The organism is Eggerthella timonensis, assembly GCF_900184265.1.
Classification (GTDB): domain Bacteria; phylum Actinomycetota; class Coriobacteriia; order Coriobacteriales; family Eggerthellaceae; genus Eggerthella; species Eggerthella timonensis.
In genome coordinates this window covers 368035-385363 of sequence record NZ_FXXA01000002.1, presented here as the reverse complement: position 1 = coordinate 385363, position 17329 = coordinate 368035, and the positions used below count along the sequence as shown (strand labels likewise).

Genomic DNA, 17329 nt, shown 5'->3' with positions numbered 1-17329 from the left:
GGGCGCATAATGAGCCGGCAAGAGCCTGGAACCGCAGGACCCAAGAGGATGCCCGGCCGCAAGGCGGCCGTGGCGATCGCGATCGCGCTCGTGGCCGTCCTCATCCTGGCGGCCCTCTACTTCGCCCCGCTCGTCTCCCAGCGCGCCGAGGGGCCCTCGGCAGAGACGGCCATCGCGTGGGCGGACAGGGGGGACGGATACGATTTCTCCTTCAGCCTCGAGCGCGAGTACGCAGACGGGAAGGGCCGGACGGTCTACCGGCTCGTGTCGGACTCCCAGCCTGCGGTCGTGGTCGAGCTGCGCTACGGGTTCAGATGGCTGCCTGAGCTCCGCTGGTCGCAGTCCGTCGTCCCCGGCCCCCTGGTCGACGACCCCGGCCCCTACTATGAGATCGTGAACGAGGACGAGTGGCGAAAATCCTTTATCGAGTGGGACTCGGAGCAGATGCGCCGCGAGGCCGAGAGCGGCGGGAACCTGCGCACCGGTCCCCCGCAAGGCGGCGCCGATGGGTAGGCTGCGACCCCGGGCCGCGGCCTACAGGAGGCCGCAGGCCGCGCGCAAGACGGCCGCCTCCGCCGTGCGCCGCTGCAGGGACCTCGGCCTCGCGCGGTCCGTCCGCGAGACCGACGGCTTCTTCTACTCGATACGCCGAGGAGGCAAGGCATGCTGAGGAAGTGCGACATGCGGCAAGAGGGCGCAGAGGCTGCGTCCGCGAGCTCGGTGGGCCCTGTAATCGTCGCGATCCGCATCGCGGCCGTCGCGGGCCTGGTCGGGTTCTACTTCGTCCTCCCTCTCGTCCAGTTCGCGATGGGCCCGTCTGCCGAGGCCGCCATCGCGGACGCGAACGAGACCAACAGGCGCGAGCTGAGCTACTCCCTCGTGTCCGAGCGGACGGAGCCCGACGGGTCGGTTGTCTACCGCCTCGTCTCCGACTCCGAGCCGCTCGTGTACTACGAGCAGCGCTACAGGTTCAGATGGTTCCCGGAGCTGAGCATCTCGCCAGGCATGCCGATACCCTCTCTAGACATGCCCGGCCCGTACTACGAGATGGTCAACGAGGAGGAGTTCATGGAGGCTTACGTCGAATGGGACTCGGAGCAGAGGCGCCGGGAGGGCCGGGACTGGCTGAGCCTCCACCCCCAGAAGCAACCGGAAACGGAGGCGGCCGAGGGCGAGAACGCCTCGGCGGACGAGGAGGAGCGGGGGTGAGCCCTGTGGGAAGTCCTGGCACGCCAACATGCGCGGTGCGCGGGGCATCGCAAGAAGAGAGAGGAGTCCGATCCATGGACCGTTCAGGAACGGGTTGGCAGGACCCGGAGCCCCCGAAGGGCCCCGACAGGCTCTTCGCCTTCGCGGGCAGGCACCGCGGCGCGTCGATCGCCGCGGCCGTCGCGCTCGCGGTGCTCGCGGGGACCGCGCTGCAGCTCGCCTCCCTCGCGGCCCGGTTCGCCGAGGGCCCCTCGGCCGAGGCAGCCATAGCCGACGCCGACAGAGGCGCGCATGGCGAGTACGCGCACATTCTCGAATGCGAATACGCCGACGAAGAAGGGTGCACGGTCTACCGCCTCGTCTCGGACTCTCGGCCGACCGTAGCGATAGAGCTGCGCTACAGGTTCAGGTGGTTCCCTGAGCTGAGCATCTCGCCCGGCATGCCGATACCCTCTCTAGACATGCCGGGCCCGTACTACGAGCTCGCCAACGGTCAGGAGTGGCGCACGTCCGTCGTCGAATGGGATAGGGAGCAGAGGCGGCAGGAGGCCGAGAGCGGGTGAAGCTTGCGTGCCAAGCCCTGGCAGGGAACGGGGCCGTCCGAGTGAGGTGCGGGCCCTTCCGCGAGACCGACGGCTTCTTCTACTCGATACGCCGAGGAGGCAAGGCATGCTGAGGAAGTGCGATCCGCTTCAAGAGGACGCCGAGTCTGCGAGGCGCAAGAGGATAGGGGGCCGCAAGGCCGCCGTGATCGCTTTCGGCCTCCTCGCGCTCTACTTCGTTCCCCTCTGCGTCCGCTACGTCGAGGGCCCGTTGGCCGAGGAGGCTATCGAGTGGGCGGACAAGGGGACTGGGGGCGAATACTCCTACGCCCTCGCGCGCGAGTACGTCGACGAGGAGGGCCGGACGGTGTACCGGGTCATGTCGGATTCCCAGCCCGCAGTAGTGATGGAGTTGCGCCGCGAATTCAGGTGGCTCCCGAAATTGAGCACTTCTGCGGCGGTCGTGCCTTCGGTGTACGTTTCCGATCCCGGGCCTTACTACGAGATACTCAACGAGGACGAGTGGCGCCGGTCCTGGCTAGAGTGGGACTCGGAGCAGCTGCGGCAGGAGGCCGAGAGCGGGGGGAGCTTGCGTGCCAAGCCCCGGCAGGAAACGGGCCCGTCCGAGTGAAGGCGGGCCCGTCCACGAGACCGACAGCTTCTTCTACTCGATCGGATGAAGGAGGTTTGCATGGGGCAGGTTGAGAACGAGGGCGCGAGGCGCAGGAGGGCGCGGATCCTCAAGACGGCGTTCGTGACGGCGATCGCAGCGCTTGCGATCGCCGCGGCCCTCCTCGCGCTCTACTTCGCCCCCCTCTGCGCCCGCTATGCCGAAGGCCCGTCGGCGGAGGAGGCCGTCGAGTGGGCGGATAGGGGGGCAGGGGGCGAGTACGCCTTCTCTCTCGAGCGCGAGTACGTCGACGGGGAGGGTCGGACGGTCTACCGGCTCGTGTCGGGCTCCGAGCCCGTTGTCGTAATGGAGGCGCGCTACGGGTTCAGGTGGCTTCCGGATCTCTGGTGGTCGCCGTCCGTCGTCCCCGGCTGCATCGTCCTCGACCCCGGTCCCTACTACGAGCTCGCCAACGAGGACGAGTGGCGCCGGTCCTACATCGAGTGGGACTCGGAGCAGACGCGCCGGGAGGGTCGGGACTGGCTGAGCCTCCACCCCCAGAAGCAACCGGAAACGGAGGCGGCCGAGGGTGAGGAGGAGCGGGGGTGAGCCCTGCGGGAAGTCCTGGCACGCCAACGTGCGCGGTGCGCGGAGCATCGCAAGGAGGGAGAGGAGTCCGATCCATGGACCGTTCAGGAACGGGTTGGCAGGACCCGGAGCCCCCGAAGGGCCCCGACAGGCTCTTCGCCTTCGCGGGCAGGCACCGCGGCGCGTCGATCGCCGCGGCCGTCGCGCTCGCGGTGCTCGCGGCTATCGCGCTGCAGCTCGCCTCCCTCGCGGTCCGCTACGCCGAGGGCCCCTCGGCCGAGGCCGCCATCGCGGACGCCGACAAGACCAACAGGCGCGAGCTGAGCTACTCCCTCGTGTCCGAGCGGACGGAGCCCGACGGGTCGGTTGTCTACCGGCTCGTCTCGGACTCCGAGCCGCCCGTGTACTACGAGCAGCGCTACAGGTTCAGGTGGTTCCCGGAGCTGAGCGTCTCGCCAGGCATGCCGATACCCTCTCTAGACATGTCGGGCCCGTACTACGAGATGGTCAACGAGGAAGAGTTCATGCAGGCTTACGTCGAGTGGGACTCGGAGCAGACGCGCCGGGAGGCCGAGAGCGATGAAGCCTCCACACCCGCCCCGGCAAAAACGAGGCCGGATGAAGGCGAAGAAAAGTAGCGGGCTAGTTTCAGGATTTGCCATCCTCACGCGATACCAGCGCTAACGCTCCTATCGGAAAACCGACGAAAGCTCCAAACCCTTCCGCGCGGCCGGAAGGTCGGTCGCCGCATGCCCCATATCTCCCATGATTATGGTTTTGTTTCCTCGACCGTCCCATTATTGGGAATCCGATTGCCAAGGCGTGCTCGACTGCCTTTAATAATACTTGTTTCAATAGCGTTTCCTTGCCGTTACCGAGTTGCCCCCGAAGGCGGTACTGCGGTGCGGGCGAGTCAAGCGGAAAACGGGCAAGCGAAAGGAGTGACGATGGATATGGAAAGCAGAATGGCCGACGTCGTCGCTCGTCGCTCGCAGGCCAACCGGTCCAAAACCGGTCCGCTCGCCTTTGTGCTCGTCGGTCTGGTTTGCGTCGTTGCCGGCTGCTTGTTGGGATCGGTGCTTTTCGGAGGAAGCGCCACGGCTTCCGCGCCCCGATCCGACGGAGCGGTCGCGTCTTTCTCCCGCGGGGGAGAGACGTTCGAGGTCACGCAGAAGGATGTTCAAAAGCTCGGCATCGGTCATTCGCTGCAAGAGGGCGAGAACTCCGACTACACCGACGTTCTGCATGCTGTAAGGATGGAGGTTCTTTCGCAAGAAGCTCGCAAGCAGGGAATATCGGTGACGGAAGAGGACGTATCCTCGTATGCCAAGTCGCAGTACAGAACGGATGACTACGGGACTTTGGGAGCGGGAGTGCTTGACGGCGCGGCCGTCAAGGAGGCCCTCGAACAGAAGCTTCTAGTCGAGCGTCTGCGCGGCGAGCGTGTTTCGGACGGCTCGATCCAGCAGCCTCCTGTGACGCCCGCGCCCCTCGCAGGAGGTCCCGCGGCCGAAAGCGTTCCCTCTGCCGAGTACGGGACTTACCTCGTCGACTTGTTCGGAGAGGCCTACGACTCCCAAGCTGATGCATGGGTGCAGTTGGACGGCCCGTTCTACGAAGCTTTCAAAGACGAGTCGTTTTCGGCAAGCGAGGCAACGTTCGAACAGGCGATGAAAGCCTACCACGTCGCTTATTCGCTGTACGATGACGCCGTCTCCGACTCCGAGGATTCATGGACGGGCTACGTGAACGAGGTCATGGCGGATGTTGAAGTTGTATTACATGGCATTACGATGTGAGAAAAGAAAGGAGCGTGCCGGTATGAATGATGGATTTGCGGTTCGTGGAGCGGTATGCAGCGCCTCCCCGCCACGTCAATCGATGGTGTCGAGGGCGGTACTTGCAGTGGGAATCGTCCTCGCTTTGTCGTTGGCTCTACTGTTCGGTTCTGCACCGAAGGCCTGGGCCGACCTGGGAGAGCCGAGTCCTGAGCTCGTGTACTCGAGCTCGCAGAGAGCGAATGTTTCCTGGACGCTCGATGTCTACAAAAGCCAGGATAATGGTGGCGTGTACTCCGTCGACCAAACGAAGGACGGCGTGAGCAGCAAATGGCAGTACAGGCAAGGTCAGACCGGGAACATGGATCTCCAATCGGGCTATGTAGATGCCAGCGGGAATATGGTTCCCTCTCTCTACACCTGGTCCACGTATTACAAGCCGTTCTCCCTCTATGTTGATGGGATCAAAGTTGCCTGGAGCGACTTCGGTGGCGAGATCGGAAGCATATCCGTTCGCTGGGACGGCATGATGGACTTCCTGGAAAATCCCGAGAATGCCGATTCGTCCTTTGTGTACGGCAATCTTGACCTGCGTATCTCCGGTCAGGGCAAAGGCTCGGTCAGCACTCAAGACTATTACCGCCCCATGGGGTCTTCGAAGTGGTTGGGCGATAGCTGGAACCTTCACCCTGGCGCTCTCGAACAGAACACCACGGGTGTATACGACGGAGGCAGCCACAATATCCAGCTCGTGCTATATAATCGTATCGAGACGCCCACCCTGCCCGATATAGTTGTCCCCAATGAAGACAAGATGAAACCTCCCGCGATCTCCCTCAAGCACGATGACGGCACGGAGTATGAGGAAGGCACGTGGACCAACAAGAACGTCGCTGTCGAAGCAATTACGGTTCCCGGAGATTACCTCGAAAAATTTTACGTCGTCTTGTTTCAGAATGACTCATGTATAGAGGTCGCACGCAGTGGCTGGGCGACGTTGCCGTTCAAGGGCGATTTGAGAGCGCGCTATGTCGTGAGTAGAAGCACTTCGGCGGAAGGCGATATGTACTTCGGCGGCTTGTTCGGAGGAGACTTCTGGCCTACCTCAGGCAAGGGTTTCCCGAAGAACGTGAAGGTCGATAAAGAGAATCCTGTCATTTCGGGTATCTCGATGTCGGGCAGCACGCCGGTGGTGTCGGCCTCTGACGCTCTGAGCGGGGTAGCTTCCATCGAGGGGCGTAAGTCGGCATCGGACGAATGGGTTTCCATCAACGAGATTTCCCTGTCCTCCGAGACGACGTCTCTGTACGTTAAAGTGACCGACAACGCCGGCAATTCGGAAACGCGCATGCTGGCCATTCCGAGCAACCCCGACCCGGTCGATCCTCCTACTCCGCCTGATCCGGGCACTCCGCCTGACAGCGGCGACGACACTCCGGGACGTGGCGACGGCTTTAAGACGCAGCGCGCTGCATAACTAGGTTCGCACCGAAGCTGCGATATGGTACCGCCCGAGGCTCTCGTAGGCCTCGGGCGGCGCATTTATGTACGGGATCGACAATGGCGTTCCGTGCAGTGAGCAAAGACAGAGGTAGTCTGATGTGCTGAATCCCTGATCGCGCTCTGGGGGCATAGCGTGTTTAGGGGCGCATGCGGCGGTCGGGCCGGTGCGCTCGGACGTCGTGTGAGATCCTTCCGCGCGCTTCGGCTCGGTAGAACCCCCACCTGTGAGCTCCAATGGAGGCGTTGCTTCGTCGCTCGGATACGCGCTGTAACGCCGTTTTCGCGCCCTCGGTGCACTTGCCACTAAACGTAGGCGTTGCAAGCAAGCCCGAGCGAATGCTCCGATTATCAAGGTGAAGAGACGTGGCGACGCGCCATCATGTCTTAGTTGCGTCCCAGAACTGTTCTCAGCCACGTAGCAAAACAGGCCACCGGCTGCGAAAGCAGCCGATGACCTGCAAGTTCTAATGGTGCCCCCGGCGCGATTCGAACGCGCGGCACCCGCTTTAGGAGAGCGGTGCTCTGTCCCCTGAGCTACGGAGGCGCGTTGAATATTGTAGCATTAATCGCCCGATGAGCGCGGAACTTGGCGCGCGCACAAAAAAGCGATGCGCCCGAAGGCGCATCGCGGGTGGCTTGCTAGCTCTTCTTGTTCGGGTCGCCGGTTGTCGTGCCCGGATCCGGCGTCGGCGTCGGCGTCGGGGCGACCTCTTGGAACGTGACGTTGACGTTCACGTTGCTCGTGATGTTGGACAGCGTGAACGTGCCGCCCGACTTCGGCACATCGTCCAAGCCTCTGACTGCGGCCACCTCATAACCGCTGTTCGGCGTGATGGTGATGGTGACGCTGTCGCCCTCGGTAACCGAGTTGGAGCTGGCCGTCACCGACCCGCCGCCATTGGAGTTCACGGCAACCGTGAACGTGGACTTCTCCTTGCCGGTGCTGACCACGATGTTCACCGCCTCGCCCTCCTTGAGCTTGCCGCTCGAGGGATCCTGGCTGATGACGACGCCCGATTCCACCGTGTCGCTGGGAACGTAGTCGGCGTTCACGTAGAAGCCGGCGTTGTTGAGCGCTGTGGTGGCGGCGCCCTCGCGTTGACCGACGACGTTCGGGACGGAGGTGCCCTCGGAACCGAGCGACAGGTAGTAGGTGACGACGGTGTCTTTGGGCACGTTCTGGCCCGCGGCGACGTCTTGGCGCGCCACGTGGTCTTTCTCAACCGTGTCGGAATACTCCGCAGGGCCCTTCGCGTACTTCAGGCCGCTCACGGTGAGCGCTTTCTGGGCTTCATCGGCGGTCATGTTCGAGAGGTCGGGCACGGTGATCTCCTGCGCGCCCTTCGACACGGTGAGGTTGATCTTGGTGCCCTTGGCCTGCTTGCTGTCGCCCTTCGGATCCTGGCCGATCACCTTGCCGGCTTCGACCTTGTCGTCGAACGACTCGTCCACCTTGCCCAGCTCGAAACCGGCTCCCTCGATGGCGGCCGTTGCCTCGTCCACCGTCTGGCCCACCACGCTGGGAACCGCGACCTTGTCTTTGTCGTCGCCGCCGCCCGACATGAGGGCGAACGCGATGCCGCCCACCACGGCAAGCGCCGCGATGATGCCGATGACGATGGCAATGGTCTTCTTGTTGTTCTTCTTGCCGCTCGTGTTGTTCGCGTTGTAAGAACGCTGCGCAGCGGTGGGAGCTGCCGGATTGACGCCGCCCATCGCGGGCATCACGGCCGTGCCGTCGGCCACGCCGACGGGAGGCAACACGCCGCCCATGACGACGGTCTCGGCGCTGGTGAAGCCCTCGCCCAGGTTGACGGGACGGCCCGCAAGGTAGTCGTTCAGCGCGAGGCGCATGTCCTTCGCGGTGGCGAAGCGGTCGTCCGGGTTCTTGGCAATGGCCTTCATGATGATGGCCTCGAGCGCCGGATCGATGTCGGGGTTGATCTCGCGGGGCGGCACGGGCAGGTCGTTGACCTGCTTCATGGCCACGCTCACGGCGTCGGGTCCGTCGAACGGCAGGCGTCCGGTGGCGGATTCGTACAGCACGATGCCCAGCGAGTAGATGTCGCTCGTGGCCGTGAGGTCCTTGCCCTGCGCCTGCTCGGGGGAGATGTAGTGAGCCGTGCCCAGCACCGAGGAGGTTTGGGTCATGACGGAGTTCTTCGCGCGTGCGATGCCGAAGTCCATGACCTTCACGTTGCCGTCGGGCTGCACCATGATGTTCTGCGGCTTGATGTCGCGGTGGATGATGTCGAGGCCGTGGGCCACGGAAAGCGCCTGACACACCTGCGCGCCGATTTCGGCGACCTTGCGCTGGTTGATGGCGCCGCGCTCGATGATGGCGGTTTTGAGGTCGGAGCCGCGCACGAATTCCATGACGATGTAATAGGTACCCTCGTCCTGGCCCCAGTCGTACACGTTCACGATGTAGGGGCTCTGCAGGTTGGCCGCGGCGGCGGCTTCCTGCTTGAAGCGCTGGGTGAAGTTGGGGTCGGCGGCGTATTGCGGCAGCATGACCTTCACGGCGACCAGGCGGCCGAGCACGTTGTCCTGCGCGCGGTACACCTCCGCCATACCGCCGATACCGATGCGCTCGGTGATCTGGTAGCGGTTGTTGAACACCCTGCCTATCATGTTTCCGGTCACGTTTTAGCTCCTTTAGGTTACATGCTGGGCTGCATACTGCTTCTGGACAGTATACGAGCCATCAGCATACCTTATCTATAAAAGTCCCTGCACTTCCAAGGCCGTTTTCAACACATTCTGCGCTTTTGCCGTGCCCACGCCCTCTTCGCCGTCTTCGATGACGATGGCCACCACCACGCGCGGATCGTCGGCCGGGGCCATGCCCACGAACCAGCTGTCGTTGCTGTCCTGCTTCTCGGCGGTGCCGGTTTTGCCGGCGACGTCGATGCCGTCGATCTTGGCCGCCGTGCCGGTGCCGTTCTCCACGACGCCCAGCAGCACGTCGCGCACGCGTCCGGCCGTGGTCTTGCTGATGGCCTGCATGAGCTTCGATGGGGAAGCCGAGAAGCTGCGCTCGCCGTTGGCGTTGTTGATGCTGTCGACGAGGTAGGGCTGCATGATGACGCCGTCGTTGGCGATGGCAGAACCCACCATGGCCATCTCGAGCACGGTGGCCTGGGGGCCGGCCGGGCTCTCGCGATCGGGGCGCGTGGGATCGCCCACCGGCTCTCCCGCAGCCGCCCACGCCAGCTCCCACTCGTTCTTCTGCAGGTCCTCCGCCGAGGGCATGAGCGACTCGGGCGTGTACAGCGGGAAGTCGATGTCCTTGTTGAAGCCGAAGTCCTCCGCGCCCGCCACGAGCTTCTCGGCGCCCATCTCGACGCCCAGCTGGCCGAACACGGTGTTCGACGAGAGCTCGGTAGCCTGGGCCAGGGTGAGGTTGCCGTAGTCGGCCTTGTTGAAGTTCGACACGTCGGCGTTGCCGATCTTCATGGTGCCGGGCGAGGAGAACACCGTGTCCTCGCTTGCCACGTCGTCCTCGAGCGCGGTTGCCAGCGTGACCATCTTGAACGTGGAGCCCGGCGCGTACAGCGAGCCCACCGCGCGATCTACGAGGGTGCTGTCGTCGGGGTTCGCGTTCGCCTGCTCGATGACCGCGGCGAAATCGGCCGCGTTGTACGTGGGGGCCGAGGCCATGGCCAGGATGGCACCCGTGTCGGGGTCCATGACCACGCACGCGCCCTTGCGCCCGGCCAGCGCATCCTGCGCGGCCTGCTGGATCTTCGAGTTGATGGTGAGGGTCACGTCGTTGCCCGGGGTGCCGATGCCGGCGAACGAGTTCAGCACGTCGGTCCACGAGGCGAAGTTCTCGGTGCCTTTGAGCGTGTCGTTGTACGCGCTTTCGATGCCGGCGTTGCCGAACTGCGATGACGAGTAGCCCACCACGTGGCTGGCCAAATCGCCGGCCGGGTACTCGCGCTCGTAGGTGCCGTCCTCCTGCTTGATGCTGCGCGCCAGCACGGTACCGTCGTACGTGGCGATGGTGCCGCGCTCGGTGCGCGCCTCCTTAGCCAGCGTGTGGTTGTTGCCGGGCATGCTCTGGTAGTAGTCGGCTTGCACCACCATGATGAGCGTGAGGTTGGCTACGAGCAGCGCGAACAGGGTGGAGCACAAGAGCATGCTGTGGTTGAGGCGCTTGCCCAGCGACACGCGTCCGAGCACGCTGTTCGCATGCAGCGACGTGGTGGCGCTGGCCATCTCCTGCCCGACGCCGGTTCCCTCGTCGCCGCAGCGCAGGAGGAAGCCCACGATGATGAAGCTGGCCAGAAGCGACGAGCCGCCCTGGCTGATGAAGGGCAGCGTGAGGCCGGTGAGGGGGATGAGCCTGGTCACGCCGCCGACGATGATGAACGCCTGCAGCACGATCATGGACGTGAGGCCCACGGCCACGAACGAGCTGACGTCGCTCTTCGCACGCGCCGCCGTGACGAAGCCGCGCACCGCGAAGCACAGGAACAGCAGCAGCACGCCGGCCGCGCCCAGAAGGCCGATCTCCTCGGCGATGGCCGCGAAGATGAAGTCGCTTTCCACGACGGGGATCTGGTCGGCAAGGCCGCGTCCGATGCCCACGCCGAACAGATCGCCGTCCGCGATGGAATAGATGGCCTGCGTCAGCTGGTAGCCCGTGTCCTGCGCATCGGCGAAGGGGTCGAGCCAGGTGTTCACGCGCACCTGCACGTGGCCGAACGCCATAAACGCGCCCACGCCGCCGATGGCGATGAGGCCCAGGCCGATGACGAGGTACACCTTCTTGCCCGTCGCCACGTACAGCATGACGAGGAACACGAAGAAGAACACGAGCGCGCTGCCGAGGTCCTTCTCGAACACGACGATGACGAGCGCGATGCCCCACATCAGCAGCAGGGGCAGCAGCGTGCGGATGTCGGGCAGGCGGAAGGGCCCCACGCGCCAGGTGAACACGGACAGCATCTCGCGGTTCTGCGCGAGGTAGCCCGCCAGGAACAGCACGATCGCGATTTTGGCGATCTCACCCGGTTGGAAGGAGTAGCTGCCGATGGACAGCCAAATGCGGCTGCCGTAAATCTCCTGGCCGAGGCCGGGAACGAGCGGAGAGAGCAGCAGCAGGAAGCCGACGATCATGAGCGTGTACTTGTAGTTCGCCACCTTGTCGAGGTTGCGTACGAACACGAGCACGAGCACCATGCAGGCCACGCCCACGAACAGCCACATCACCTGGCCGACGGCCAGATCGGGTGCCAGGCTGGTGACGAATGCGATGCCGATGCCCGACAGCGCGAACGAGATGGGCAGCAGGGCAGGGTCGGCGTTCGTCGCGAATTTGCGCACGGCGAGGTGCGCGATGACGAACGCCACGAAGATGGCCGCAGGAACGCCCAAGGTGGTCAGGTTCAGCGCTTGCCCTTGGTTGATGGCGATCATCGCGAACAGCAGCGCCACCACGGGCGCCGCCACCAACAGCAGGATCAGCTCTACGTTGCGACGCGTCATGCAGCACCGCCGTCAGACTGGTTCGCAGGCGCGGGCGGGTTGGCGTTGTCGGCGCCGCCGTCGGTTTGGCCGGCGGCACTGTCTTGCTCGGCATCCTCGTCCTGCTTGTCGGCTTTCGCGCGTTCCGCCAGCTCGTCCTCGTACTCTTTCACCAGCGCCTCGGCCGCTTCCACGTCGTCCACGCGGATGCCCTCGTTCAGGCGGTTCGCGACGCCCGGTTGCAGGTCGTCGACGGGCACGTCGGTGGTGCGTTCGAGTTGCGAGAACGACAGGCCCAAAAGCGTTCCGGGAAGACCCCGGTAAATGGCCACCTTGCCGTTGTCGTTGGCCAGGTAGGCGGTGGTGTTCAGGTAGGTTTGCGTGCCCCAGGCTGCCCCGGCGATGATGGCCGCGAACAGCACGAGCACGAGTGCGATAGACAGCTTCGTCTTGCGAGCGAGTTTCTTGCGGCGCACTTCGGCGTACCCGGTCACGTCGGCCACGATGACGGTGACGTTGTCGTGGCCGCCGGCGGCGATGGCCTCGTTCACCAGCTGCGAGGCGCAGCGCTGCGGGTCCTGCACGCGGCGCAGGGTGTTCTCGATCTCGTCGTCGAACACCATGCCCGACAGGCCGTCCGAGCAGATGAGCAGGCGGTCGCCGGTTTCGACGTTGATCTCGTAGATATCGGGTTGCAGGTGGGCGTCGCTGCCGAGCGCGCGGGTGATCACCGAGCGCTGCGGATGCGTGCGCGCCTCTTCGGGCGTGAGCTGGCCCGCCTCGATCATGTCGGCCATCAGGCTGTGGTCGCGCGTGAGCTGCTGGAGCTTTCCCTGATGCAGCAAGTACGCGCGCGAGTCGCCCACCTGGGCGATGACCAGGCGCTCGCCTTCCAGCATGGCGGCGGTCATGGTGGTTCCCATGCCCTGGCGTCCGCGCCCCTCGTGGGCGGCTTGGATGACGGCGCGGTTCGCTTCCTCGACGGCGCGTCCGAGTGCGGGGCCGTCGGGATGCTCGGGAGCCTGCTCCGACAGCACGCGCACGGCGATTTCCGACGCGACCTCGCCCGCGGCGTGGCCTCCCATGCCGTCGGCGACGGCGAACAGGGGCGGCGTGACCACGAGGCTGTCCTCGTTGTGATCGCGCAGGCAGCCGATGTCGGTGCGGCTGCCGAACGAGGTGAGCGCTCCCTTGCGGGTGCGCGGGGTGGATTTGTACGACCGATCCGCAGCCATTAGGCGAACCTCACGCGAATGGCCACGTCGCCGACGTTCACGACGTCGTTGTTGCGCAGGGCGGTGGGCTCGGTGATGGGCTGGCCGTTCACGCCGGTGCCGTTCGTGGACCCGAGGTCCTCAACGAACAGGTTCTGCCCCATCAGCTGGAAGCGCGCATGGCGACCCGACACGTATCCCGCGCCCACGACGATGTCGGCGCCGGGGCTGCGGCCCACGATGACGGGCCCGCGAACGACGATGGACACGCCGCGTAGCTCCTTCGGCCCCCGTTCCACCGAAAGGTTCCAGGTGCGCTCTTTCTTGCGCTGCCCGCGAACGAGTCCGATGCCCGTCTTCATGATGGCGAACAGGAACAGGTACAGCAGCGCGACGAACAGGAGGCGTACGATGAGAAGTACGACGTCGATCACGGGTTATCCTTCCGTTTCCGCTCAGGCTTGGGTGAACGTGAAGTTCGTCATGCCGATGGTGATGCGGTCGCCCTCGGAGAGCGGCTGGGTGGCTATCTCGCGGCCGTTGACCAGAGTGCCGTTCGTCGATCCGAGGTCGGTAATGGTCCAGATGCCCTGCGGTTCGAAGCGCAGTTCGGCATGCGTGCGCGAGGCGTTCACGTCGTGCACGGCGATGTCGTTCTTCGACTCGCGGCCGATGAGCAGGCGCGCCGACGCGAGGTCGTAGGCGCGGTTGTTCGTGGTGTCGATGAGGCGCGCGCGCACCGCGGCTTGCGCGGGCATGGGGGTGGCTGCCTGCGGGCCGCCGGCGAACACGACGGTTTCGGCCGCCATGCGCGGCTGTGTCTGAGGCTGAGGCTGCGCTTGAGGCTGGGGGTGGGGAGCTTGGCGGGGCTGCTGCATCGCGGCGCCCATGCCCGCACCGGCGACGGCGCCTCCGACGACGCCCGCGCCCGCCGCGGCAGCGCCGAGGGCGAACGGATCCACGGCTTCGGGACGGTCGAGCGGCTGGATGCCGTCGCGCTGCTCGTCGAAGTCGCGGCTGTCGAACGTGTACTCACCGTAGTCGATGGAGCGGTCGATCTCGTCTTCCGGCACGTAGGGGAGCTGCTGAGGCTGGTCGTATGCGTCCACGCCCATGGGCTCGTACTGATCGTACTGGTTGTACTGGTCGTAGCCGCCGTACGGGTCGGGCGCAGGGGCCATGGGAGCCGGGGCGCCGTAACCCTGGTCGTAGCCGCCGTATTGCTGCTGCGGCAGGGGGGCCTGCGGACGCGGTGCGGCGTAGGGGTGCGGTGCAGGAGCAGCGGCCAGGCCGTAGCGATGCATCTCCTCGGCGCGCAGTTGCGCGATGATGGGCGCGGCCACGGCTTCGGCGATGATGTCGAACTTGCCGTGCTTGAGATCCTCGTCCACGATGAAGCGCACGAGCGGCTGGCCGTCCATGACGAGTCCCTGCTCGGACGCTTTCGCGGCCAGGTACGTTTCCGTCTCGCCCGCCAGCGTGGGGTAGTAGCCCATGAGGCGGCGATCGTCGTCGGGGTTGACCAGCACGGTGTACAGCGTGGGGGCGTACTGCTTTCCCGCGCCAACCATCTTCTCGCGGCGCATCTGCTTCTCGGCCTTTTTCGCTATCTGAACCGGCGAGATGGGAGCGTCGAACATCTTGTCGGCAGCGCCCTCGAACGTGTCTTCCATCCTGCCTTCGAATTTCGAAAGAAAGCCCATTGCATCTCCTTTAATGGTGCGTGGCGCCATCGCCGGCCTCGGCCGATCCTCGCGCGCGGTGCAGCGGTGCCGCGCGCGGTCGCGCGCCCAAACGCAACCAGCTTAGTTCGTGTGTCCCTGCATATGACTATGCAATGTTCCATCTTGCCATAAACCCCCTGCCCGCGCCCCATCCTTTACGCAATCGTCATTATTGGCAGCAGCGCGGCTGCGGGCGCGCGCTTTCCCGGTCGACGCGCTGCGACGGGGCTTTTCCGGTCGCGATGCGCTGCCATGGGGACGCTTTCCCGATCGATGCGCTGCAATGGGGAGCGCTTTCCCGATCGATGCGCTGCAATGGGGGCGCTCGGGTTCCGATCCACGGGCGCATGCGGCCGATTGCCGCTCGAAGCTGGTTTTCGGGCCGATGCTGCAACTTTTTCGACTTTGTGGCAAAGAGCGAAGAAGTTTCCCCAGGTCAGAAAACTCGCTCGTTCGTCCTGTCGATGCACGTTCCTGCGGGTCGCGCTATCGGGCCTGGTCGGGGGCTTCCGCCGCGGCGAGGTCGTTGCCACAAGGTCGAAAAAGATGCAGAAAAGGCTTCGAAACCTGTTTTCGCAGGCACGTGACGGGGAGGGGCGGGAGGTGCGTCGCGCTGCACCCGCTGCGCCCGCGCAGGTGCCCCGCTCTGCACGCCCTGCGCCCGCTGGACGCGCGATGCGTCGCGACGCGCCCGCTCGTGCGGCCCGGCACGCACGGGCGCCTCAGCCTGTTATTCGGCGGGGTCGGCGAGTTCGACGAGGCGCATGAGCTCCTGCTGGCTGTGGACGTTCGTCTTCTTGTAGACGTGGCGGATGTGGGTTTTCGCGGTGCCTTCCGAGATGTAGAGCTTTTCCTGGAGATATGCGGCGTTGTGACCCTTCGCCAGGAAGAACATGATCTCGGTCTCTCGGCGGGACAGCAGGTAGGTGTTGGCCACCGTCTCGCATTTCGCGCGAAAGCGGCCTCCTCCCCTGCGCTCTTCGCTTTCCTCGGCTCGGGGCGCGCTGCTGAGCTCGAGCAACGAGGGGGTGCGCGTCGGCGTCGCTGGCCCCGTCGGGGTCTTGATGGAGGGGGCGGGGGCGGTTGCCGGTGCGTTTTCGGGTTCGGTAGACGAGGTGCCGTCGTCGGCGCTCGTATTCGAAGCTCCCAGCGGGCGCACACGGTCGTTCAGCTCGAGCGACACGGCTTTCACGAGCGGGCACGGGGCGACGATGGCCTCGATCTCGCGTTCGCGGGGCAGCAGCGCGTACGCCACTACCATAATAAGCAGCACGACGACGATCACGCCCTGCTCGCCGAAGGGCAGCAGATGCACCCAGTTTGCCGCCACGATGGGGAACAGCGAGCCAGCCAACCCCGCCAGTGCCAGCATGCCGCGCCCCAAGCCGAACACGTAGATGGGCGACAAGCGGAAGCGTTGCGCCAGCTCGCCGAAGAAGATCCACATGAGCGCCTCGAAGCACAGGTAGCCCATCATGAGAAACATGGTGGCGAATGTGCCATCGCTCATTTCCGAAAGCGGCAGGAAGAACAGCGTGATGGCGATGAAGGGGATGAGCGGACGGAAGTAGCGGCTCCATTTGTCGCCTCCCCCGAGCGCGACGATGGTGACGAGGATGACCACGGAGGCGAAACCGGCCGCCAGCAACATGGCGATTTGGTCGCCCACGTTCGAGGCGGGCACGATGTACTGGATGGACGTTTGCCGCAGCGTGCCGAGCGCCACGCCGAACACGAACACCGGGATGCCGAAGCGCAGGAAGAACTTGGCGTGATTGACGGGCAGCGGCTTGAAGATGGGCACCTCGTTGCGCTCGGAGTACGGTGCCGGCGTTTTGTTCCACAGGATGGCAAGCTCGAGCAACGGGATGATGCCCGTGAGAATTCCCGCAAGGGGGAACGGTCCGTAATGCAAGCCGATCGCGTACACCCCGATGCCGATGGAAATGGCTATGGACGAGTTCAGCACGATGGACGCGCTGTCGCATCGCGCGAACGCGACGCCCCAAAACAGGATCAGGATGGCGGAGCCGATGCCCGTCGAAATGCCCGATATCGCTTCCAGCACCGGCCCGTTGATCGCGGGAGGCGAGAGCAGCAGCAAGGTGCCGGCGGACATGAGCAGCGAGCCCGCCACGAGCGTTTTCTTCGAAATGTAGGTTCGCAGGAGCCGTTGGTCGGTGATTCCCGCGAACAACAGGCACAGCCCGAACACGACGATGGAGATGAGGAACGGCAACGATGCGTGGCTTCCGTACATGCCGGTGATGTAGGTTTGCGTGCCGAAGATGGAGGACGTTCCGAACATGGCGGCGTATACCCATGCCTGGTGAAGCCCGTAGCCGACCGACAGCAGGCTCAGATCGCCGAACGCGGCATCGTCGCCGAAATCGGCGTTGATGGTGATGCGAGGAACGCGAATCCCCATGAAGCCCCCTCCTTGAATCCCTGCGCATCATCATACCGTGGGAGCCGTGCTTTTTCTAGCGAGGTGAGCGATGAGATCATGGTTTCGTCGTGTGATCGCGTGCTTCTGAACTGGGATAACGAAAAAATAATCCTCTGCGGATGATGTTTGAGCGGCGTGGTCGAAGCTTCTGATGGGCCTTGGCCGACGAGTCGAGGAGCTTAGGCCTGCGGTTCGCGGAGAATCGGTCCGGACGCCTTGCAGGGGGCCCGGCTGGTC

General features: G+C 64.6%; 14 protein-coding genes and 1 tRNA gene. 8 read left to right on the top strand and 7 right to left on the bottom strand.

What is annotated here, in order from left to right; translation table 11 throughout:
- Positions 1–9 precede the first annotated feature (9 nt).
- The 8 genes from C1A15_RS01665 to C1A15_RS01630 all read left to right on the top strand — a co-directional run bounded on the left by C1A15_RS01665 (position 10) and on the right by C1A15_RS01630 (position 6204).
- The gene (locus tag C1A15_RS01665; protein WP_101720968.1) at positions 10–513 is read left to right on the top strand and encodes a hypothetical protein; all 504 of its coding nucleotides are present in this window, start codon (positions 10–12) and stop codon (positions 511–513) included.
- 150 nt (positions 514–663) lie between these two features.
- On the top strand, positions 664–1209 hold the full coding sequence (locus tag C1A15_RS01660) for a hypothetical protein (RefSeq protein WP_101720967.1): 546 nt from the start codon (positions 664–666) through the stop codon (positions 1207–1209).
- A gap of 74 nt (positions 1210–1283) precedes the next feature.
- Positions 1284–1772, top strand: coding sequence for a hypothetical protein (locus tag C1A15_RS01655; RefSeq protein ID WP_101720966.1), 489 nt, complete (start codon positions 1284–1286; stop codon positions 1770–1772).
- 106 nt (positions 1773–1878) lie between these two features.
- Complete coding sequence (locus C1A15_RS01650) at positions 1879–2382, top strand: hypothetical protein (protein ID WP_101720965.1); 504 nt, start codon at positions 1879–1881, stop codon at positions 2380–2382.
- A 60-nt stretch (positions 2383–2442) separates the two neighbouring features.
- Positions 2443–2970: a hypothetical protein gene (locus C1A15_RS01645; protein ID WP_101720964.1), complete on the top strand. Its 528-nt coding sequence runs from the start codon at positions 2443–2445 to the stop codon at positions 2968–2970.
- Positions 2971–3044: 74 nt separating this feature from the next.
- The gene (locus tag C1A15_RS01640; protein WP_101720963.1) at positions 3045–3587 is read left to right on the top strand and encodes a hypothetical protein; all 543 of its coding nucleotides are present in this window, start codon (positions 3045–3047) and stop codon (positions 3585–3587) included.
- Between the two features lie 309 nt (positions 3588–3896).
- Positions 3897–4748 carry a hypothetical protein gene (locus C1A15_RS01635; RefSeq protein WP_101720962.1) on the top strand — a complete coding sequence of 284 codons (852 nt, stop codon included), beginning with the start codon at positions 3897–3899 and terminating at the stop codon, positions 4746–4748.
- Positions 4749–4770: 22 nt separating this feature from the next.
- A complete protein-coding gene (locus C1A15_RS01630) occupies positions 4771–6204 on the top strand; it encodes a hypothetical protein (RefSeq protein ID WP_146001784.1) in 1434 nt (477 codons plus the stop codon).
- A gap of 494 nt (positions 6205–6698) precedes the next feature.
- On the opposite strand, the gene C1A15_RS01625 is transcribed toward C1A15_RS01630, so the two are convergent.
- From C1A15_RS01625 to C1A15_RS01595, 7 genes are all read right to left on the bottom strand, one after another.
- Positions 6699–6774 (bottom strand) — tRNA-Arg (locus C1A15_RS01625).
- A gap of 95 nt (positions 6775–6869) precedes the next feature.
- On the bottom strand, positions 6870–8864 hold the full coding sequence (pknB, locus tag C1A15_RS01620; protein ID WP_245865075.1) for a Stk1 family PASTA domain-containing Ser/Thr kinase: 1995 nt from the start codon (positions 8862–8864) through the stop codon (positions 6870–6872).
- Positions 8865–8951: 87 nt separating this feature from the next.
- Positions 8952–11726 carry an FtsW/RodA/SpoVE family cell cycle protein gene (locus C1A15_RS01615; protein WP_101720959.1) on the bottom strand — a complete coding sequence of 925 codons (2775 nt, stop codon included), beginning with the start codon at positions 11724–11726 and terminating at the stop codon, positions 8952–8954.
- Positions 11723–12940, bottom strand: a complete 1218-nt coding sequence (locus C1A15_RS01610) for a Stp1/IreP family PP2C-type Ser/Thr phosphatase (RefSeq protein ID WP_245864871.1) — start codon at positions 12938–12940, stop codon at positions 11723–11725. The genes C1A15_RS01615 and C1A15_RS01610 overlap by 4 nt, the downstream gene beginning before the upstream one ends.
- Positions 12940–13353 carry an FHA domain-containing protein gene (locus C1A15_RS01605; RefSeq protein WP_101720958.1) on the bottom strand — a complete coding sequence of 138 codons (414 nt, stop codon included), beginning with the start codon at positions 13351–13353 and terminating at the stop codon, positions 12940–12942. Before C1A15_RS01605 ends, C1A15_RS01610 begins: the two co-directional genes overlap by 1 nt.
- A 21-nt stretch (positions 13354–13374) precedes the next feature.
- Positions 13375–14622, bottom strand: coding sequence for an FHA domain-containing protein (locus C1A15_RS01600; RefSeq protein ID WP_101720957.1), 1248 nt, complete (start codon positions 14620–14622; stop codon positions 13375–13377).
- A gap of 751 nt (positions 14623–15373) precedes the next feature.
- Entirely contained in the window at positions 15374–17071 is a 1698-nt protein-coding gene (locus C1A15_RS01595) for a LuxR family transcriptional regulator (protein WP_101720956.1), read from the bottom strand.
- Between the last annotated feature and the right edge of the window lie 258 nt (positions 17072–17329).

Coding starts and splice junctions, on each gene's coding strand:
- C1A15_RS01665 (WP_101720968.1), top strand. CDS start 10: ATGAGCCGGCAAGAGCCTGGAACCGCAGGACCCAAGAGGATGCCCGGC.
- C1A15_RS01660 (WP_101720967.1), top strand. CDS start 664: ATGCTGAGGAAGTGCGACATGCGGCAAGAGGGCGCAGAGGCTGCGTCC.
- C1A15_RS01655 (WP_101720966.1), top strand. CDS start 1,284: ATGGACCGTTCAGGAACGGGTTGGCAGGACCCGGAGCCCCCGAAGGGC.
- C1A15_RS01650 (WP_101720965.1), top strand. CDS start 1,879: ATGCTGAGGAAGTGCGATCCGCTTCAAGAGGACGCCGAGTCTGCGAGG.
- C1A15_RS01645 (WP_101720964.1), top strand. CDS start 2,443: ATGGGGCAGGTTGAGAACGAGGGCGCGAGGCGCAGGAGGGCGCGGATC.
- C1A15_RS01640 (WP_101720963.1), top strand. CDS start 3,045: ATGGACCGTTCAGGAACGGGTTGGCAGGACCCGGAGCCCCCGAAGGGC.
- C1A15_RS01635 (WP_101720962.1), top strand. CDS start 3,897: ATGGATATGGAAAGCAGAATGGCCGACGTCGTCGCTCGTCGCTCGCAG.
- C1A15_RS01630 (WP_146001784.1), top strand. CDS start 4,771: ATGAATGATGGATTTGCGGTTCGTGGAGCGGTATGCAGCGCCTCCCCG.
- pknB (WP_245865075.1), bottom strand. CDS start 8,864: ATGATAGGCAGGGTGTTCAACAACCGCTACCAGATCACCGAGCGCATC.
- C1A15_RS01615 (WP_101720959.1), bottom strand. CDS start 11,726: ATGACGCGTCGCAACGTAGAGCTGATCCTGCTGTTGGTGGCGGCGCCC.
- C1A15_RS01610 (WP_245864871.1), bottom strand. CDS start 12,940: ATGGCTGCGGATCGGTCGTACAAATCCACCCCGCGCACCCGCAAGGGA.
- C1A15_RS01600 (WP_101720957.1), bottom strand. CDS start 14,622: ATGGGCTTTCTTTCGAAATTCGAAGGCAGGATGGAAGACACGTTCGAG.
- C1A15_RS01595 (WP_101720956.1), bottom strand. CDS start 17,071: ATGGGGATTCGCGTTCCTCGCATCACCATCAACGCCGATTTCGGCGAC.